We start from the raw sequence: 18,347 nt of genomic DNA, 5'->3' as shown, positions 1-18,347 counted from the left end.
CGTAAAACGGGCTGCAGAGTGGAATCGCCAACTGTGAAAGTGTCGCCGAACCAGAAAATCCGACACGAAAAAACGGGCTGCAGAGTGGAAACACCAACTGTGAAAGTGTCGCCGAACCAGAAAATCCGACACGAAAAAACGGGCTGCAGAGTGGAAACACCAACCGTGAAAGTGTCGCCGAACCAGAAAATCCGACACGAAAAAAGGCGGCAGGGTGACCTCCCGCCCGGCCTCCCGCCCGGCCTCCCGCCCGGCCTCCCGCCCGGCCTCCCGCCCGGCCTCCCACCCGGCCTCCCGCCCGGCCTCCCGCCCGGCCGGGTAATAGTCGCGGTGGCGGAAACCCGCACAGTGCAGAAGGAGGCCCAGGGGTGGCTTTACGGGAGCGCCGCCCGCCGAGAATTCGGTTCATTGGAAGTCCCGACAGCTTAAGAATGGCGACTGACCCAACAGTCATGCGGAAGCATCGGCTCCGAAAGGAGGTGGGGGATTTGCGCGACGAGGCCGCTGTGCAATATCGTCCCGATCACTAGCGGGGAAGCGAGAAGGCCACCCAGTGCAATGGGTGGCCTTCGATCTCCATTAGCGCCCTGTCGTTGAGTCAACTAGGAGCAACTCATGGAGAACACTATGGTGCCACGCTTCGGCGTAACCATCGACATCACCCCGCGCGAACCCGCGTTCGCGGTAACCGGGGGCGTGGTCGGTGTACTCGGCCTCTGGGTGGGGGCACCCGTATATGCCGTTGCCATCGGGGCGTTCTTCGTTACGTTCCGAGTGTGCGTCCGTGTCTGGAGGAGGCGAGACATCTAGTCAGGCGGCCCCACCACGGCCCAGACATGACTTCAGGCCTCCTACCAGCGAAGAAAGTGCTGGTAGGAGGCCTGAAGCGTCGGGCTTACTTCTTCTTGCCCTGGTTCTTCACGGCCTCGATCGCGGCCTTCGCCGCGTCCGGGTCGAGGTAGGTGCCGCCCGGGTTCAGGGGGCGGAAGTCGGCGTCCAGCTCGTACGAGAGCGGGATGCCGGTCGGGATGTTGAGGCCCGAGATGGCGTCGTCGGAGATGCCGTCCAGGTGCTTCACCAGGCCGCGCAGGCTGTTGCCGTGGGCGGCGACCAGGACGGTCTTGCCGTCGAGGAGGTCCGGGACGATGCCGTCGTACCAGTACGGCAGCATGCGGATGACGACGTCCTTGAGGCACTCCGTGCGCGGACGCAGCTCCGGCGGGATCGTCGCGTAGCGCGGGTCGGCGCTCTGCGAGAACTCGGTGCCGTCCTCGAGCGCGGGCGGAGGGGTGTCGTACGAGCGGCGCCAGAGCATGAACTGCTCCTCGCCGAACTCGGCGAGCGTCTGGGCCTTGTCCTTGCCCTGGAGGGCGCCGTAGTGGCGCTCGTTCAGCCGCCAGGAGCGGTGCACGGGGATCCAGTGGCGGTCCGCGGCTTCCAGCCCGAGCTGGGCGGTGCGGATCGCGCGCTTCTGGAGGGAGGTGTGCACGACGTCGGGGAGCAGGCCGGCGTCCTTGAGCAGCTCACCGCCGCGGACCGCCTCCTTCTCGCCCTTGTCGGTGAGGTCTACGTCCACCCAGCCGGTGAACAGGTTCTTCGCGTTCCATTCGCTCTCGCCGTGGCGGAGGAGGATCAGCTTGTACGGTGCGTCGGCCATGGGTCCGAGCGTAATCGAACCCGTGCGGCCTCCGCGCGCGTGGCCACAGGGCGGACCGGGGGCGGGGCCGGAGGGCGACGATTGACGGGCGGCGTCAATCGGGTGGTGGCCGCGGATCCCGACTTCGTAATGTTCGGACAGTCGTCGGGCCGCTTACACAGGCCGGCGAGCATTCCGCACGCGCATGTCCCGGGGGGAATTCCTTATGTATGTCGCCGGTCTCAGGAAGGCGGCGCACGAGACGGTCGCCGGTCTCCCCAGGGAGTTCTGGTGGCTGTGGACCAGCACGCTGGTCAACCGCCTCGGGGCGTTCGTCGCCACGTTCATGGCGCTCTACCTGACCCTCGACCGGGGCTACTCGGCCTCGTACGCCGGTCTCGTCGCCGCGCTCCACGGGCTCGGCGGGGTCGTGTCGTCGCTGGGCGCCGGGGTGATGACCGACCGGCTGGGGCGGCGCCCGACCATGCTGACCGCGCAGCTCTCGACCGCGGTGTCGGTCGCCGTGCTCGGCTTCATGGTCCATCCGGTGGCGATCGCGGGTGTCGCCTTCGTCGTGGGGATGGCGAGCAACGCCTCCCGGCCGGCCGTGCAGGCGATGATGGCCGACATCGTCCGGCCCGAGGACCGGGTACGGGCCTTCTCGCTCAACTACTGGGCCGTCAACCTGGGTTTCGCCGTCTCGTCGGCCGGTGCGGGCTTCATCGCCGAGTACAGCTATCTCGCGGGCTTCATGGGGGAGGCGGTGCTGACTCTGCTGTGTGCCGTCGTCGTCTTCCTCAAAGTTCCGGAATCCCGGCCGGAGACGGCGCCCCGGGCCGCCGGCGGTGCCGGGCCGGACGACGTGAGGCTGAGTACGGTCCTGCGGGACGGGCGCTACATGGGCGTCGTCGGGTTGTCGTTCCTGGTGGCGCTGATCTTCCAGCAGGGTTACGTGGGCCTGCCGGTGGCCATGGGGGCGGACGGGCTGTCCAGCTCCGACTTCGGTACGGCCATCGCTGTCAACGGGGTGCTGATCGTGGTCCTCCAGATTCCCGTCACCCGGTTCATCCAGCACCGCGACCCGCGCAGGCTGCTGATCCTCTCGTCCCTGCTGGCCGGTTACGGCTTCGGGCTGACCGCCTTCGCGGGGTCGGTCGGGGTGTACGCACTGACGGTGTGCGTCTGGACCCTGGCCGAGATCGTCAACGCGCCGACCCAGACGGGCATCGTCGTACATCTGTCCCCGGCCCACGGCCGGGGCCGCTACCAGGGGATGTACACGATGTCCTGGTCGGTGGCGGCCCTCGTCGCCCCGCTGATGTCCGGCTTCGTGATCGACCACTACGGCGCCGTCTGGCTGTGGGGGACCTGCGCGGTCCTGGGCACCGTGGCCGCGTCCGGCTACTGGTTGCTGATGCGGAACCTGGACCTCCCGGATCCGGCGGCCCCCGTGGCGGCCACCCCGGCCCCGCCCGCCGTGCGGGACGCGGTCGAGCCGGTGGTCTGAGGCCGCACGCGACAGCGGCGCCCCGCGGTGGACACGTGTCCACCGCGGGGCGCCGCTCGGTGCTCGGTCCCGGCCGGCCCTGCTAACCACCGCACTGGCACGGCGCGCCGGACTGGCAGCCGCACCCGCAGCCCGAGCCGCAGCCGCAGGCCCCCAGCAGGGGCAGGTGCACCACTTCGGTAGGGGTCTCCTGCTGGGGTTCGGTCACGGGGGAATCGGCCATGGTCCCTCCTCAGGGGTACGACTCGACGTCGTACGCACACGCATACGACGAACATGTGTACGGCGAGGTGCGGCATGGCGTGCCGCTCCCGCCCCCATTGCATGCCCAGCCCGGAGGGCGCATCAACGGCGCACGAACGCTGGAACAGATGTGCGTCCGCCGTGTGGTGCGATCCCCCTCTACGCCCCCTCCACCGGCGCCGCCGCCTGGATCTCGTCCGCGTGCTCACCCGTGACCAGGTAGACGACACGCTTGGCGACCGATACGGCGTGGTCGGCGAAGCGCTCGTAGTAGCGGCCGAGCAGGGTGACGTCGACGGCGGTCTCGATGCCGTGCTTCCAGCGGTCGTCCATCAGGTGCTGGAACAGCGTGCGGTGCAGCAGGTCCATCTCGTCGTCGTCCTGCTCCAGCTGGAGCGCCAGGTCGACGTCCTTCGTGATGATCACCTCGGCGGCCTTCGCCATGAGCCGCTGGGCGAGCTGTCCCATCTCCAGGATGGTGGCGTGGAGATCGTTCGGCACCGCCGCCTCGGGGAAGCGCAGCCGCGCCAGCTTGGCGACGTGCTGGGCGAGGTCGCCCGAGCGCTCCAGGTCGGCGCTCATCCGCAGCGAGGTGACCACGATCCGCAGGTCGGTGGCCACCGGCTGCTGGCGGGCGAGCAGCGCGATGGCGCGTGCCTCCAGGTCGTGCTGGAGGTCGTCGACCTTCTGGTCCGCGGCGATCACGCTCTCGGCGAGCTTGAGATCGGCGTCGAGCATGGACGTCGTGGCCCGGCCGATCGCCGAGCCGACGAGCCGGGCCATCTCGACCAGGCCCTCGCCGATCGAATCGAGTTCCTCGTGATAAGCGTCGCGCATGGAAGTCCCTCTCCAGATCCTTACTGAGGCCGGGGTCTAGGGCCGACCCCCACGCTGCCACGTTGCGCGGCCAACGCGTCGGGATCCGGCCCCCGAAGTGAACCGTCACTATCCCCTTGGTGAACTCTGGGCGACGAGTGTTCGAGATGGCACCCGGATGGCTGGGAGAGTGTCGCCGAGCCCGCATAACCTGGAGACATGGACGTGAACGCGGCGGTGGCCGCAGCTGCTGCGATCGCCGGGCTGTGTACCGGTGTGATCGCCATGCTGGCGTTCCGCTGGAGCGAACGCGAGCAGAAGCGCCCCACGCGTACGTCCCTGCGGCCCGACGGCAATGCCGCGCTTCCCCCGGGGGTGGACACGGTCCTGTCCGTGCTCAGCTCCTCCGCCGTCGTGCTCGACGAGAGCGACAGCGTGGTCAAGGCCAGTTCCGCCGCGTATGCGCTGGGTCTGGTCAGGGGCGGGCGCCTGGCGGTGGAGCCGATGCTCCACATGGCCAGGGACACCAGACGCGACGGTGAGATACGGCAGGGCGAGCTGGATCTCCCGCGCCGCGGCACGGGCCGGGGCGAGGTGCTCGCCGTCTCGGCGCGGGTCGCTCCGCTGGGTTCACGCCTGGTCCTGCTGCTGGTCGAGGACCTCACGGAGGCCCGTCGCATCGAAGCGGTGCGGCGCGACTTCGTCGCGAATGTCAGCCATGAGCTCAAGACTCCGGTCGGCGCGCTCTCCCTGCTCTCCGAGGCCGTCATGGACGCCTCCGACGACCCGGAGGCGGTGCAGCGGTTCGCCGGCCGCATGGAGATCGAGGCGACCCGGCTGACCAACCTCGTCCAGGAACTCATCGATCTCTCCCGGGTGCAGAACGACGACCCGCTGGAGGACGCGGAACCCGTACGGGTGGAGCAGCTGGTCGCGGAGGCCGTCGACCGCTGCCGTCAGCAGGCCGGTTCGAAGCAGATCACCATGGCCTCGGGCGGTGCGGACGGCCTCTCCGTGTGGGGCAACCGGAGCCAGCTCGCGGCCGCGCTCGGCAATCTCGTGGAGAACGCCGTCAACTACAGCCCCGCCCGCACCCGGGTCGGTATCGCCGCCCGGAAGATCGCCGCCCCCGGCGGGGACCTGATCGAGATAGCCGTGACCGACCAGGGCATCGGCATCTCGGAGAAGGACCGTGAGCGTGTCTTCGAGCGGTTCTACCGCGTCGACCCGGCCCGTTCACGGGCCACCGGTGGCACCGGTCTCGGCCTCGCCATCGTCAAGCATGTGGCCGCCTCGCACGGCGGGGAGGTCACCGTATGGAGCTCGGAGGGACAGGGCTCCACGTTCACCCTGCGACTGCCCGAGTCGGGCGTCGTACGGGGCCGTACCACCGGCGGACCTCTCCTCGTCAACGGCGCTGTTGACGACGACGGGCCGTACGAGACCGATTCTTACGAACCATTCCCCGCCCCGGAGGCTCTTCCGTGACCCGAGTGCTTGTCGTCGAGGATGAGGAATCCTTCAGCGACGCCCTGTCCTACATGCTTCGCAAGGAAGGCTTCGAGGTGGCCGTCGCGGCCACCGGCCCGGACGGCCTCGACGAGTTCGAACGCAACGGCGCCGACCTCGTGCTGCTCGACCTGATGCTGCCGGGCCTGCCCGGTACGGAGGTCTGCCGGCAACTGCGTGTCCGGTCCAACGTCCCGGTGATCATGGTCACCGCCAAGGACAGCGAGATCGACAAGGTCGTGGGCCTCGAAATAGGAGCCGACGACTATGTGACCAAGCCCTTCTCCTCGCGGGAGCTGGTGGCCCGCATCCGCGCTGTCCTGCGCCGCCGCGGTGAGCCGGAGGAGGTCACTCCGGCCGCCCTGGAAGCCGGCCCGGTCCGGATGGACGTGGACCGCCACGTCGTCACGGTCTCCGGCGGCAAGATCGACCTCCCGCTGAAGGAGTTCGACCTCCTCGAGATGCTCCTGCGCAACGCGGGGCGCGTACTGACGCGCATGCAGCTCATCGACCGGGTCTGGGGCGCGGACTACGTGGGTGACACCAAGACCCTGGACGTCCACGTCAAGCGGCTCCGCGCCAAGATCGAACCCGATCCCGGGGCGCCGCGTTACCTGGTGACGGTGCGAGGGCTGGGCTACAAGTTCGAGCCGTAGACCGAGGGCTGCGGACTACGTGGGGGTGTCTTCGCCGAAGACACCCCCACGCGCGCGATCAGTGGGTGGCGGCTGCGTCTTCCTCGCCCGGGGCCGGGTCGGACTCCGTACCCGAGGCCGGGCCGGTCTCCGTGCCCGCCGGGCTCTCGGACTGCCCGGGCGACGGCTCGCCCGCCGTCTCGGAGCCGGAAGGCGTGGCCGAGGGCTTCGCGGACGGCAGCGTGTTCGGGCCGAAGCCCTCGAAGAAGCTGGTCGCGGGGACGACGGAGGCGTCGAGCGCGACGTCGCCCGTCTCGCTGAACGTGAAGGCGACGGACTGCACGCTGCCGGCGGCCCCTGCCTGGCTGCCGTTCTCGATCACGGCCGAGGCGTTGTTCTTCCCGCCGAGGATGATTCGTCCGCCGGCCGGGAGCACGAGCGGGCCCTTGCCCTTGGCGGGCTTCAGCTCCACCGTGGCGTCGGTGCCCGGCAGGGTGACCTTCTCCACGACTTCCTGCTTGGTGCCGTCGTTGAAGAGGGTGGCGGCGATGACCGCCGGGCCCTCGGCGCCCGGCTCGGGCTGGGTGATGATGTTCAGGTTCTGGATCTTGATGGAGTCCACAGCGGTGGCTGCGTTGTCCGGCCTGACCTGAAGCGACTGCGCGTCGTTGCCGGCACCGCAGGCGGACAGCGTGGCGATCGAGAACACGAGGGCTGTGGCGGCGAGGGCGCCGTGTCGAAGGCTGCGGCTCACGGCGGCGGCAACTCCTTGAACGTTCGGACAGCGGACTTCGGACTCTGCGGACAGGAAGGCCCGAGCGGTTGTGAAGCCGCCCTAAGTGTGTGTCAGCGGGCTCAGGTTATCGAGCCGCCGTCCCGGGCCCGCACCCGACCCGCCCCTCGTGCCGTCCGACCTGTGGGCCGGCACCCCGGTGGGCGGCGCCGGACATCTTCCGGCCGCGTCCCGGCCGTCTTCCGGCCATGACGATTCGCACGGTGTTCACAAAACGCGGACGAGCGGTGCGTCGGCCGACCGATGATCGATTTCCGGCCCCGGCGCATTTCCCGCGCATAATCCACCCGGATCCAGGGCGTTGATCAATTTCATTGGCCATCGACGCTAAGAGCCGTACGGGTGATCGAGGTCCGAACGGAGTACAGAAAGTTCACCATCCGGAATCCGGCAAAACGGGACTTTTGACACCTTCTGGTGGGCTTCCGGCCTCTGTTGCGGCGAGGTTTCCGCTTGGTCGTACGCCTGCTCCGACCTGCGAATATCGCCTTCCGGAAGGCTCCCGCAGCACGATCGTGTTGTAGTTGTCAAGCCCCGAGATATGCCCTGACCTGCGAAAACGCCATTCAGGAGAAGCCGTTCTCGTGTTACTCTGGATAGCCACGGAAGGGGTACCTGTCACATGACGTTCAAGGTTGGCGACACCGTGGTCTATCCCCATCACGGGGCCGCGCTGATCGAGGCTATCGAAACTCGCCAGATCAAAGGCGTGGACAAGACCTACTTGGTGCTCAAGGTCGCCCAGGGCGACTTGACGGTGCGTGTGCCGGCGGACAATGCGGAGTTCGTCGGTGTGCGTGACGTGGTCGGGCAGGAGGGGCTGGACCGGGTCTTCGAGGTGCTGCGCGCGCCGTATGCCGAAGAGCCGACGAACTGGTCCCGGCGCTACAAGGCAAATCTCGAGAAGCTCGCCTCCGGCGATGTCATCAAGGTCGCCGAAGTGGTGCGTGACCTGTGGCGTCGCGAGCGTGAGCGTGGACTCTCCGCAGGTGAGAAGCGCATGCTCGCCAAGGCCCGCCAGATCCTGGTGAGCGAACTCGCTCTCGCGGAGAACACGAACGAGGACAAGGCCGAGGCCCTGCTCGACGAGGTCCTCGCGTCCTGAACCGGACGACACCGATGACCGGATGACGCCGGCGAACCGAATCCGGTCGTAGTGAATATGCCGCGGTGCCCGCTGACCAGCCGTCTTGACGGCGAGTCGTCGGGCGCTGCGGCATGTTCGGACCCATGAGAACCGATCCGCGAAAATCCCAGCCCAGAGCCGGTCGGTGCGGCCCCGGGGCCGTCCTCCCGATGAACCCCACCGGTCCCTGCTGCGGCTCGGCCGACCAGGGGTCACGGAAGGGTCCCGGTCGAGCCGAGGCGTCGCACCCGGCTCTCCCCCGACCCGCGGGCCGGGGGCACGCCCAGGCCATACCCATGTGGGCCGTGGGAACAAACCTGCCGAAGCTTCGGAGTGCAACCGATGTCACCGATGTCACCGACACCTGCTGAACCGAACGCTGAACCGAGCCCCTCCCGTACCGCTGCGGTGATTCCCGCAGCGGGCCGCGGTGTCCGGCTCGGCCCCGGTGCCCCGAAGGCGCTGCGTGCGCTCGGCGGCACACCCATGCTGATCCACGCCGTTCGGGCCATGGCGGCGTCCCGCGCCGTCACCCTCGTCGTCGTGGTCGCGCCGCCGGACGGCGCTCCCGAGGTCAAGAACCTCATCGACGGGCACGCGCTGCCCGAGCGCACCGATTACGTCGTCGTCCCCGGCGGCGCGACACGCCAGGAGTCGGTGAAGCTCGGCCTCGACGCCCTGCCGGAGGACGTCTCCGTCGTGCTCGTCCATGACGCCGCCCGCCCCCTCGTTCCGGTCGACACGGTGGACGCGGTCATCGAAGCCGTACGGGACGGGGCTCCCGCCGTCGTCCCCGCGCTTCCTCTCTCCGACACCGTCAAGGAGGTCGAGCCGGGCGAGCCGGGAACGCCGGAGCCGGTCCTCTCGACGCCCGAGCGGGCGCGGCTGCGAGCCGTGCAGACGCCCCAGGGCTTCGACCGGAGGACGCTCGTCCGGGCGCACGGAAGTGTGGCCGTCGACGGCGAGGGCGCCACCGACGACGCGGGCATGGTCGAGCGGCTGGGCTCGAAGGTCGTCGTCGTGCCCGGACACGAGGAGGCGTTCAAGGTGACCCGGCCCCTGGACCTGGTCCTGGCGGAGGCCGTTCTCGCACGCAGGAGGGCGAACGATGGATTCTGAGGCAGTGAACCGGCGGCAGCCGGCTCCCGTGATCCCGCTCGTCGGCATCGGGACCGACATCCACGCCTTCGAGGAGGGCCGCGAGCTCTGGTGCGCCGGGCTGCTGTGGGAGGGCGAGGGGCCCGGGCTCGCCGGGCACTCCGACGCCGACGTCGTGGCGCACGCCGCCTGCAACGCCCTGTTCTCGGCCGCAGGTCTCGGTGACCTCGGGCAGCACTTCGGCACCGGCCGCCCGGAGTGGTCGGGTGCGTCGGGTGTCACTCTGCTCACCGAGGCCGCCCGGATCGTGCGCGCGCAGGGCTTCGGGATCGGCAACGTAGCCGTGCAGGTCGTCGGCCTGCGGCCGAAGATCGGCAAGCGGCGTGACGAGGCCCAGAAGGTGTTGTCCGAGGCCGTCGGCGCCCCCGTCTCGCTCTCCGCCGCCACCTCCGACGGCCTCGGGTTCACCGGCCGGGGCGAAGGCGTCGCGGGCATCGCGACCGCTCTGGTCTACCGCGCCGCAGGCTGACGCAGGGGCCCGCCGGCCGGGACTCCGGCCCCGTCGGCGGGCAGGACGGCCGTGGAGCCCCGCCGCCTTGTTGCACATCGCTTGCACGTACGCTGATATGGCAAGTCATGTGCCGTAGGGCCGAGAGCGAGGGTGAGCGTCAGTGGTGACCGCGACCGCGGGGGCGACGAGGACGCCGGACGCGCCGGCCGATGCGGACGGATACGTCCTGCGGACCGCCACCGCGCGGGACGTCGGTGGTGCGCGGGCCGTCATGCTGGACACCGTCTACCACGACCTGCGCTCGGGTTACGTACCCCGCTGGCACGCCGACATCATCGACCTCGAGGGTGCCTACCTGCGCCCCGCGCGCTGCACCCTCCTGGTCGCCGTGCGGGGTGACGAGGTCGTGGCGACGGGCGCGGTGCGGGACCGGGGCCCGCAGGCCCCGCCCAACCCGCAGTGGGTCGCCGACCGCTTCCCCTCCGGTTCGACGGCCCAGCTGTGCCGGATCTACGTACGCCCCGAGCACCGCAGGCACGGGCTGGCCCGCAGGCTGGTGCGGGAGCTGGGGGGCTTCGCCGCGCGGGCGGGCGGCTACACCTCGCTCTACCTGCACACCGATCCGGCCGTCCCGGGCGCCGAGCCGTTCTGGCGGTCGCTCGCCCGTGAGGTCTGCGACGAACGCGCGCTGCCGGACGGAGGCCAGGGCATCATTCATTTCGAGCTGCCGATGCCCGCCCCAGGGGTCTGACTGTCCGAATATCAGGTGATAATCGTTTCCATATAGGGTCGCCGTCATGCCTACGCTCCGAAGCCGCCGTTCCCCGCTGCCGGCCGTCGCCGTCACCGCCGCCCTGCTGCTCCCGCTCGCCGCCTGCTCCACGCCGGGCGGCTCGGGAGCGTCCGGCGACGCGCAGCGGCTCCGGGTCGTCCTGGCCTTCCCGCCCGCCCAGGCCATGTCCCCCTACGGGGACGACGCGGTCACCCTCAGCCGGCTCGCCGTCATCGAGGGCCTCACCACCCTGGACGAGAACGGCGCGGCCCAGCCCGCCCTCGCCGCGTCCTGGAAGCAGGACAACCCCACCACCTGGACCTTCACGCTCCGCGACGCCGTCTTCCAGGACGGCGCGAAGGTCGACGCCGACGCCGTCGTCCGGTCCCTCACCGCCGCGAGCAAGGCCTCCCCGCTGCCCAGGGCCCTGTCCGACACGCCCCTGAAGGCGACCGCCGTGACGGGCGGGGGCGCGGAGACCGTACGGATCGTCACCGAGGAGGCCGACCCGCTGCTCCCGCAACGGCTCGCCAACCCCTCCCTCACGATCCTGTCCGCCGGCGCCTACAAGAACGGCGAGGTGAACCCCGCCGGCCACGCCACAGGGCCGTTCACCCTGACCGACGTCAAGGGCACGGTCGCCGCCACCCTCGAGCGCAACGCCGACTACTGGGGTGACAAGGCGAAGGCCCCGGGCGTCGACGTCACGTTCGCCGCGGACGGCACCGCCCGGGCCAACGCCCTGCGGACGAAGGCCGTCGACGTCGCCGAATACGTACCGATCTCGCAGGCGTCACTGCTCGGCGACTCGTACGTCCACGCGTTCCCCTCCGCCCGGACCAACGGCCTCTCGCTCAACACCGGACGCGGCGTCTTCGCCGACCCGGCCATGCGCGCCGCCGCCCGTGAGGCCATCGACTCCAAGGCCCTGGTCGACGGGGTGTACGAGGGCCGGGCGGACACCGCCCGGGGGCTCCTCGGCCCCGGCATCCCCTGGGCCGCCGGGAAGCGCACCGCCCCCACCGGCCGGACCCCGGCGGCGAGCCGTGCGGACGTGGCGAGGACGGAGGAGATCGTCCTCGCCACCTACACCAACCGGCCCGAGCTCCCCGAGGTCGCGACGCTCGTCCAGCAACAGCTCGAGAAGCGCGGCTTCACCGTCAGGCAGGTCGTCCGCGACTACGCCCAGATGGAGGCCGACGCACTCGCGGGGAAGTACGACGCGTTCATCCAGGCGCGCAACACCCTGCTGGACACCGCCGACCCCCTCTCCTACCTCGCCTCCGACTTCACCTGTGACGGCAGCTTCAACATCAGCCAGCTGTGCGACGAGCGGGTCGACGCCGCGGTGGACAAGGCCGCCTCGCTGACCGGCACCGACGCCCGCCACCGCGCCGAGATGACCGCCGAGGCCGCCGTCCTCGGCGCCGACGCCCTCGTCCCGCTCGTCCACGAGCGCTTCGTCCAGGGCTACGACGACGCCCGCGTCGAAGGCGTCGCCCTCGACCCGATGGAACGCACCCTCATCACCGCCGACACCCGCGTCGGGTGACCGCGTGAAGTACCTGGCCGGACGACTCGGCGCGCTCCTGGCCGTCGTCGCCGTCGTCGGTCTGCTGCCCTGGCTGACCAGCACCGACCCGGCACTGACCATCCTGCACGCCCGCTACGCGGACCGTCCGCCCACACCGGCCGTGCTCGACGCCATCCGCGCCGGGACCGGACTCGACGGCGGACCGCTGCACGTCCTCGGCGCCTGGGCGTCCGGGCTGCCGCGCGGCGACCTGGGGGAGTCCTGGGTCTCCGGACAGCCGGTCGGCCCCGACGCCACGTCCGCGCTCGGGGTCTCCCTCACCCTCATGGGCGCCTCGCTCGCCGTCGCCGTCCTCCTGGCGCTCGCCCTCGCCGCCGGAACACTCCGGCGGGGCGCCCGCCGCCGGATCGTCACCACCCGGGCGGGCGTCGGTGCGGCGGTGCTCGCCGCACTGCCGGAGTTCCTCCTCGCCGCGGTCCTGGCCACCGTCCTCGCCGTACAGCTGGGCTGGTTCCCCGCCCTCGGCTGGGGCGGCGCGGACCAGCTCGTCCTGCCCGCCCTCGCCATGGGCGTACCCGCCGGTGCGCTGCTCGGGCGGCTGCTGGACGACGCCCTGCCCGCCGCCTTCGCCGAACCCTGGGCGCGCGCCGCCACCGCTCACGGGATGCCCGCCCGCCGGATCGCGGCCCACGCCCTGCGCCGCGCCCTGCCCGCACTGCTGCCCCAGCTCGGCCTCGTCGTCGTCGGGCTCACCGGTGGTGCGGTCGCCGTCGAGACGCTCTTCACCGTCCCCGGACTCGGCGGTACGGCCCTGGCCGCCGCCCTGGCCCAGGACCTGCCCGTCCTCCAGGCCTGCGTACTCCTCCTGCTGCTCCTGGGCGTCGCCGCCGGACTCGCGGCCCGGCTCGGCTCCAGGGCCCTGCTGGGCCCCGCACGGGCCGACGGCGCCCTCCCCCCGCTCGTCGCCCCCGGTCTCCCCGCGCGCCGCGCCGTGGCCGTCGGCGCGGCGGTGCTGGGGGCACTGCTCCTCGCCGTCGCCGTCACGGGCCTGCTGCGCGACCCCCTGCACGCCGATGCCGCCGTCCGCCTCGCGTCGCCCTCGGCGGCCCATCCGCTCGGCACCGACTCCCTGGGCCGCGACGTCCTCGCCCGCCTCGGCCACGGCGCGGCCACGACCGTACTCACCGCGGTCGCCGTCGGCGCCGTCACGCTGCTCCTGGGACTGCTCGCCGGAGCCGTCCGCGCCGGGGCCCTCACCGAGACGGCCAACGCGCTGCCCGCCGTCCTGGCCGGCCTCGTCGCCGCAGGCATCGCGGGCCCCGGCCCCTGGGGCGCGGCCGCCGCCGTCGCCGCCGTCGCCTGGGCCCCCCTCGCCGCCCACACCTCCGCGCTGTACGCACAGGAGCGCGCCGCCCCGCACGTCACCGTGGCCCTCGCCCTCGGTGCCGGGCCGTGGCACCGGCTGCGCCGCCACATCCTGCCGGGCGTCGTACCGCCCGTCGTGCGCCACGCCGTCCTGCGCGTCCCGGCCATCGCCCTGGCGCTCGCCTCCCTCGGCTTCCTCGGCCTCGGGACGCCGGCCCCGGCCCCGGAGTGGGGCCGCATGCTCTCGGAGAACATGCCCTACGCCGAACGCGCCCCCTGGGCTGTCCTCGCCCCCGCCGCCGCTCTCGCCGCCCTCGGCGCGCTCGCGGTGCTGACCTCGGCGGCCGTACGCGGCAAGGGACGCGGGTGACGACGGCCACGGCGCGCACCCGCTCCGCCGTCCCGGAACCCAAGGCCTACCTCCGGCTCCTGACCGCCACCCAGTTCGCCTTCAACACCGGCTTCTACGCGGTCCTGCCCTACCTCGCCGCCCACCTCGGCGACGGACTCGGCATGGCGGGATGGCTCGTCGGACTCGTGCTCGGGCTGCGCACCTTCAGCCAGCAGGGCCTCTTCGTCGTCGGAGGTGCCCTCACCGACCGCTACGGCCCCCGCCCGGTCGTCCTCACCGGCTGTGTCCTGCGCATCGCCGGATTCTGCTGGCTCGCCCAGGCGGGCACCACCGCCACCGTCATCGGAGCCGTCCTCCTCATCGGCTTCGCCGCGGCCCTCTTCTCACCCGCCGTCGAATCCGAGACGGCCAGGGCCGCCGTCGCCCACGAGGCCGGGACCGGAACGCCGCGTGCCCAGGTGCTCGCCGTGTTCTCCGCCGCAGGCCAGGCCGGAGCCTTCCTCGGCCCCCTGCTCGGCAGTCTGCTCCTCCTCCTGGGAGGTGACTTCCGGACGGCGTGCCTCGCCGGGGCCGTGGTCTTCGCCGGCGTACTCGCCGGACACGCCCGCCTCATGCCCCGCCGGCCGCGCCGCGTCCGGGCCCCCGGGGCGCGCACGGTCCTTCCCCGCGAGGTCTTCGCCAACCGGCCCTTCCTCCTGCTCTGCCTCGTCCACAGCACCTACCTCGTCTCCTACAACCAGCTCTACCTCGCCCTGCCGCTGGAGGTGGAGCGGGCCACCGGCTCACAGGGCGCACTCGGCGGACTCTTCGCGCTCTCCTCCCTGCTCGTCGTCGTCCTCCAACTGCCGCTGACCCGCTGGTCCGCCCGCCGCGTCGCACCCCGTACCGCCCTCGTCGCGGGGCTCGCCGTCGTGGCCGCCGGGTTCGCCGCGGTGCCCCTCACCCCGGGCGGACCCGCCGGCCTGCTCCCCGGGGCCACGTTCGTCGTCCTGCTCACACTCGGCCAGATGCTGCTGGTCCCCGCCGTCCGGGGGCTCGTACCGGACCTGGTCGACGACCACCGGCTGGGGCTCGCCACCGGGGCCCTGTCCTCCGTGTCCGGCCTCGCCGTCCTCGTGGGCAGTGCCGGGACCGGAACGCTCCTGGACGCCCCCGGCCCCGTCCTGTGGGCGGTGCTCGCCGCCGTACCGACGGCAGGTGCGGCACTCGCCCTGACCCTGTCCGGCGGAAGGCGCACGCCGGAACCCGGCACCGGCGCCGGCGATTAGCCGGGACACGTTTCCCCGGGGGGCTCCGGGCACTGGTGCGGGCCGACTACCCTTGAGGGGTGACTATTCGCCTGCATGACACCAACGCCCGGCAGATCCGTGACTTCGTCCCGCTCACCGCGGGCTGTGTCTCGATCTACCTCTGTGGCGCGACTGTCCAGGCCGCCCCGCACATCGGGCACATCAGGTCCGGGCTGAATTTCGACATCATGCGCCGCTGGTTCGAATACCGCGGGTACGACGTGACGTTCATCCGGAATGTCACCGACATCGACGACAAGATCATCAAGAAGTCCGCGGAGCAGGGCCGCCCCTGGTGGTCCATCGGTTACGAGAACGAGCGCGCGTTCAACGACGGTTACGACGCGCTGGGCTGCCTCCCGCCCACGTACGAACCGCGCGCCACCGGCCACATCACCGAGATGGTCGAGATGATGCGCGGCCTCATCGAGCGCGGCCACGCCTACGAGGCCGACGGCAACGTCTACTTCGACGTCCGCTCGTTCGAGGGATACCTGGAGCTGTCCAACCAGGACCTGGACGACCTGCGGCAGCCCTCCGGGGACAACGAGACCGGCAAACGCGACAAGCGCGACTTCGCCATGTGGAAGACCGCCAAGCCGGGCGAGCCCAGCTGGGAGACCCCCTGGGGCCGCGGCCGCCCGGGCTGGCACCTGGAGTGCTCCGCCATGGCGCACAAGTACCTCGGCACCGCCTTCGACATCCACGGCGGGGGCATCGACCTGGTCTTCCCGCACCACGAGAACGAGATCGCGCAGGCCAGGGCCTTCGGCGACGAGTTCGCGACGTACTGGGTGCACAACGGCTGGGTCACCATGGCCGGCGAGAAGATGTCGAAGTCCCTGGGCAACTCCGTCCTGGTCGCCGACATGGTCAAGCAGTGGCGCCCGATCGTCCTGCGCTACTACCTCGGCACCCCGCACTACCGGTCGATGATCGACTACAGCGAGGAGGCCCTGCGCGAGGCCGAGTCCGCCTTCGCGCGGATCGAGGGCTTCGTCCAGCGAGTGGTGGAGAAGGCCGGGCCCGTCGAAGCCGCCGTCGAGGTGCCGCCCGCCTTCGCCGACGCCATGGACGACGACCTCGGCGTCCCGCAGGCACTCGCGATCGTGCACACCACCGTCCGGCAGGGCAATTCCGCCCTCGCCGCCGACGACAAGGAAGCCGCTGTCGCCCGCCTCGCCGAGGTGCGCGCGATGCTCGGCGTCCTCGGCCTGGACCCGCTCGACCCCCACTGGGCCGGTGAGAGCGACCGCGGCGAGGATCTGCACGGCGTCGTCGACACCCTCGTACGGCTCGTGCTCGACCAGCGCCAGTCGGCACGCGAGCGCAAGGACTGGCCCGCCGCCGACGCCATCCGCGACCAGCTCAACCAGTCCGGCCTCGTCATCGAGGACAGCCCCAGCGGACCCCGGTGGACACTCGGACCGCGCTGAGCGGACTCGCACCACGCGTGAGCAGCGCAAATGTGCCGCCCGGCCGTCCGGGCGGCACACTTTGAACTTGACGACGTTTTTCTGAAGCAACGAAACAGGTAGGTCATGGCCGGGAACAGCCAGCGCAGGAACCGCCGCACGTCCAACAAGAAGGGCATGCAGGTGGGCAGCGGTGGCCAGCGACGCCGTGGTCTCGAAGGCAAGGGACCGACGCCGCCCGCCTCCGCCCGCAAGGGACACAAGAAGAACAGGGTGGCGAACGCCCAGGCCAAGCAGGCCGCCGCGCGCCGCCCCGCCCCGCGCCGAGGTGGCGCCAAGGGCACCTCGGAGATGGTCGTCGGCCGCAACCCGGTCTTCGAGGCACTGCGTGACGGCGTGCCCGCCACCACGCTCTACGTCCAGCAGTACATCGACAACGACGAGCGGGTCCGCGAGGCCCTCCAGCTCGCCGGTGAGCGCGGCAACATCCACCTGATGGAGGCGCCGCGCCCCGAGCTCGACCGGATGACGAACGGCCTGAACCACCAGGGCCTCGTCCTCCAGGTCCCGCCGTACGAGTACGCGCACCCGGAGGACCTCACCGCCGCCGCGTACGACAACAACGAGGACCCGCTGATCGTCGCCCTCGACGGCGTCACCGATCCCCGCAACCTCGGCGCGATCGTCCGCTCCGTCTCCGCCTTCGGCGGCCACGGCGTCGTCGTGCCCGAGCGCCGGGCGGCCGGCATGACGGCGGGGGCCTGGAAGTCCTCGGCCGGAACCGCGGCCCGCACGCCCGTCTCCCGTGTCACCAACCTGACCCGCGCCCTGGAGGGCTACCAGAAGGCCGGCCTCACCGTCGTCGGCCTCGCGGCCGACGGCGAGCACACGGTCGAGGACCTCCAGGCACTGGAGGGCCCCGTCGTCATCGTCATCGGCAGCGAGGGCAAGGGCCTGGGCCGCCTCGTCGGAGAGACCTGCGACTACCGGGTCCGGATCTCCATGCCGGGCGGCGCCGAATCCCTGAACGCCGGTGTCGCCGCGGGCATCGTCCTCTACGAGGTGGCGCGCCGCAGGGCGTGAGACCCGCCGGCGTGCGGCAACCGGGCCTGACAGCACTCAAGCGGTCAGGCCCGCCAGCCGCGCCCTCATCAGTACCGCGATCGTGAAGCCGTCCGTGATCCGCCCGTCGCCCACCATCGCCTCGGCCTCCTCGAACGGCACCGTCACACACGTACGGATCGCTTCGCCGTCCTCCAAGGCACCCGTCCCGGCGATCCGCGCCGCGAAGAGCGACACCCGGTCGGCAGTCGTACCCGAATCCGGATGCAGCGTACCGAGCGGGACGACCTCCAGCACCTGGGCGCCGATCTCCTCCTCCAGCTCCTTGGCCGCGTTCTCCTCGGCCGACAGCCCCGGCGTGCCGAAACCGCGCGGAACCTCCCAGTGCCAGGAACGCGTCGCATGCCGGAAGTGCTCGATCAGGACCACCCCGCCGTCGAGCAGCGGGAGCACCGCGCAGCCCGGAGCCGGGGTGGCGCTGACCGACCGGATGTACGAACCGGTGGACCCGTCCGGGAAGCGCACCGGATCGCGCAGCAGCGTGAGGTAACGGTCGCTGTACAGGACACCGCCGGCCTCCGTGACCGCCTCCGGATCGCTGAGGATCTCGATGCCCCCGGACTGGTTCACGAACAGGTCAGGGCGCTCGACGCGCAACCGCTCGTAATGCTCGGTACTCATCTG

17 protein-coding genes are annotated in these 18,347 nt (G+C 71.1%); 12 read left to right on the top strand and 5 right to left on the bottom strand.

Going from position 1 to position 18,347, the window contains the following annotated elements:
* Positions 1-895: 895 nt before the first annotated feature.
* The gene (locus ACF1FZ_RS03585; RefSeq protein ID WP_391771687.1) at positions 896-1,657 is read right to left on the bottom strand and encodes a phosphoglyceromutase; all 762 of its coding nucleotides are present in this window, start codon (positions 1,655-1,657) and stop codon (positions 896-898) included.
* 205 nt (positions 1,658-1,862) lie between these two features.
* Between ACF1FZ_RS03585 and ACF1FZ_RS03580 the strand changes: the two genes are divergently transcribed.
* Positions 1,863-3,143: an MDR family MFS transporter gene (locus ACF1FZ_RS03580; RefSeq protein ID WP_391771686.1), complete on the top strand. Its 1,281-nt coding sequence runs from the start codon at positions 1,863-1,865 to the stop codon at positions 3,141-3,143.
* Between the two features lie 82 nt (positions 3,144-3,225).
* Here the strand turns inward: ACF1FZ_RS03580 and ACF1FZ_RS03575 are convergent, their stop codons facing one another.
* Both ACF1FZ_RS03575 and phoU read right to left on the bottom strand, forming a co-directional pair.
* Complete coding sequence (locus tag ACF1FZ_RS03575; RefSeq protein ID WP_351272918.1) at positions 3,226-3,366, bottom strand: hypothetical protein; 141 nt, start codon at positions 3,364-3,366, stop codon at positions 3,226-3,228.
* A 179-nt stretch (positions 3,367-3,545) separates the two neighbouring features.
* Entirely contained in the window at positions 3,546-4,223 is a 678-nt protein-coding gene (gene phoU, locus ACF1FZ_RS03570; protein WP_391771685.1) for a phosphate signaling complex protein PhoU, read from the bottom strand.
* A gap of 198 nt (positions 4,224-4,421) precedes the next feature.
* On the opposite strand from phoU, the gene ACF1FZ_RS03565 reads away from it, so the two are divergent.
* Both ACF1FZ_RS03565 and ACF1FZ_RS03560 read left to right on the top strand, forming a co-directional pair.
* Complete coding sequence (locus tag ACF1FZ_RS03565) at positions 4,422-5,690, top strand: sensor histidine kinase (protein WP_391771684.1); 1,269 nt, start codon at positions 4,422-4,424, stop codon at positions 5,688-5,690.
* Complete coding sequence (locus tag ACF1FZ_RS03560) at positions 5,687-6,367, top strand: response regulator (protein WP_391771683.1); 681 nt, start codon at positions 5,687-5,689, stop codon at positions 6,365-6,367. The genes ACF1FZ_RS03565 and ACF1FZ_RS03560 overlap by 4 nt, the downstream gene beginning before the upstream one ends.
* A gap of 58 nt (positions 6,368-6,425) precedes the next feature.
* On the opposite strand, the gene ACF1FZ_RS03555 is transcribed toward ACF1FZ_RS03560, so the two are convergent.
* A complete protein-coding gene (locus ACF1FZ_RS03555; protein ID WP_391771682.1) occupies positions 6,426-7,100 on the bottom strand; it encodes a DUF461 domain-containing protein in 675 nt (224 codons plus the stop codon).
* Positions 7,101-7,761: 661 nt separating this feature from the next.
* On the opposite strand from ACF1FZ_RS03555, the gene ACF1FZ_RS03550 reads away from it, so the two are divergent.
* The 9 genes from ACF1FZ_RS03550 to rlmB all read left to right on the top strand — a co-directional run bounded on the left by ACF1FZ_RS03550 (position 7,762) and on the right by rlmB (position 17,684).
* Positions 7,762-8,244, top strand: a complete 483-nt coding sequence (locus tag ACF1FZ_RS03550) for a CarD family transcriptional regulator (RefSeq protein WP_006380568.1) — start codon at positions 7,762-7,764, stop codon at positions 8,242-8,244.
* Positions 8,245-8,616: 372 nt separating this feature from the next.
* On the top strand, positions 8,617-9,384 hold the full coding sequence (gene ispD, locus ACF1FZ_RS03545; RefSeq protein WP_391771681.1) for a 2-C-methyl-D-erythritol 4-phosphate cytidylyltransferase: 768 nt from the start codon (positions 8,617-8,619) through the stop codon (positions 9,382-9,384).
* Positions 9,374-9,892: a 2-C-methyl-D-erythritol 2,4-cyclodiphosphate synthase gene (ispF, locus tag ACF1FZ_RS03540; protein WP_391771680.1), complete on the top strand. Its 519-nt coding sequence runs from the start codon at positions 9,374-9,376 to the stop codon at positions 9,890-9,892. The genes ispD and ispF overlap by 11 nt, the downstream gene beginning before the upstream one ends.
* 142 nt (positions 9,893-10,034) lie before the next feature.
* A complete protein-coding gene (locus ACF1FZ_RS03535; RefSeq protein ID WP_391771679.1) occupies positions 10,035-10,625 on the top strand; it encodes a GNAT family N-acetyltransferase in 591 nt (196 codons plus the stop codon).
* A gap of 46 nt (positions 10,626-10,671) precedes the next feature.
* Positions 10,672-12,198: an ABC transporter substrate-binding protein gene (locus ACF1FZ_RS03530; protein WP_391771678.1), complete on the top strand. Its 1,527-nt coding sequence runs from the start codon at positions 10,672-10,674 to the stop codon at positions 12,196-12,198.
* A gap of 4 nt (positions 12,199-12,202) precedes the next feature.
* On the top strand, positions 12,203-13,915 hold the full coding sequence (locus ACF1FZ_RS03525; RefSeq protein ID WP_391771677.1) for an ABC transporter permease subunit: 1,713 nt from the start codon (positions 12,203-12,205) through the stop codon (positions 13,913-13,915).
* Positions 13,912-15,165, top strand: a complete 1,254-nt coding sequence (locus ACF1FZ_RS03520; protein ID WP_391771676.1) for an MFS transporter — start codon at positions 13,912-13,914, stop codon at positions 15,163-15,165. The genes ACF1FZ_RS03525 and ACF1FZ_RS03520 overlap by 4 nt, the downstream gene beginning before the upstream one ends.
* A 59-nt stretch (positions 15,166-15,224) precedes the next feature.
* A complete protein-coding gene (cysS, locus tag ACF1FZ_RS03515) occupies positions 15,225-16,622 on the top strand; it encodes a cysteine--tRNA ligase (RefSeq protein WP_391771675.1) in 1,398 nt (465 codons plus the stop codon).
* A 105-nt stretch (positions 16,623-16,727) separates the two neighbouring features.
* Complete coding sequence (gene rlmB / locus ACF1FZ_RS03510) at positions 16,728-17,684, top strand: 23S rRNA (guanosine(2251)-2'-O)-methyltransferase RlmB (RefSeq protein ID WP_391771674.1); 957 nt, start codon at positions 16,728-16,730, stop codon at positions 17,682-17,684.
* Positions 17,685-17,720: 36 nt separating this feature from the next.
* Here rlmB and ACF1FZ_RS03505 read toward each other — a convergent pair whose 3' ends face one another.
* On the bottom strand, positions 17,721-18,344 hold the full coding sequence (locus ACF1FZ_RS03505) for an NUDIX hydrolase (protein ID WP_391771673.1): 624 nt from the start codon (positions 18,342-18,344) through the stop codon (positions 17,721-17,723).
* Positions 18,345-18,347 lie beyond the last annotated feature (3 nt).

This window comes from Streptomyces sp. NPDC014623 (assembly GCF_043088245.1).
GTDB lineage: Bacteria > Actinomycetota > Actinomycetes > Streptomycetales > Streptomycetaceae > Streptomyces.
The sequence above is the reverse complement of the archived record's forward strand: the minus strand, read 5'-3'. Positions and strand labels throughout refer to the sequence as shown.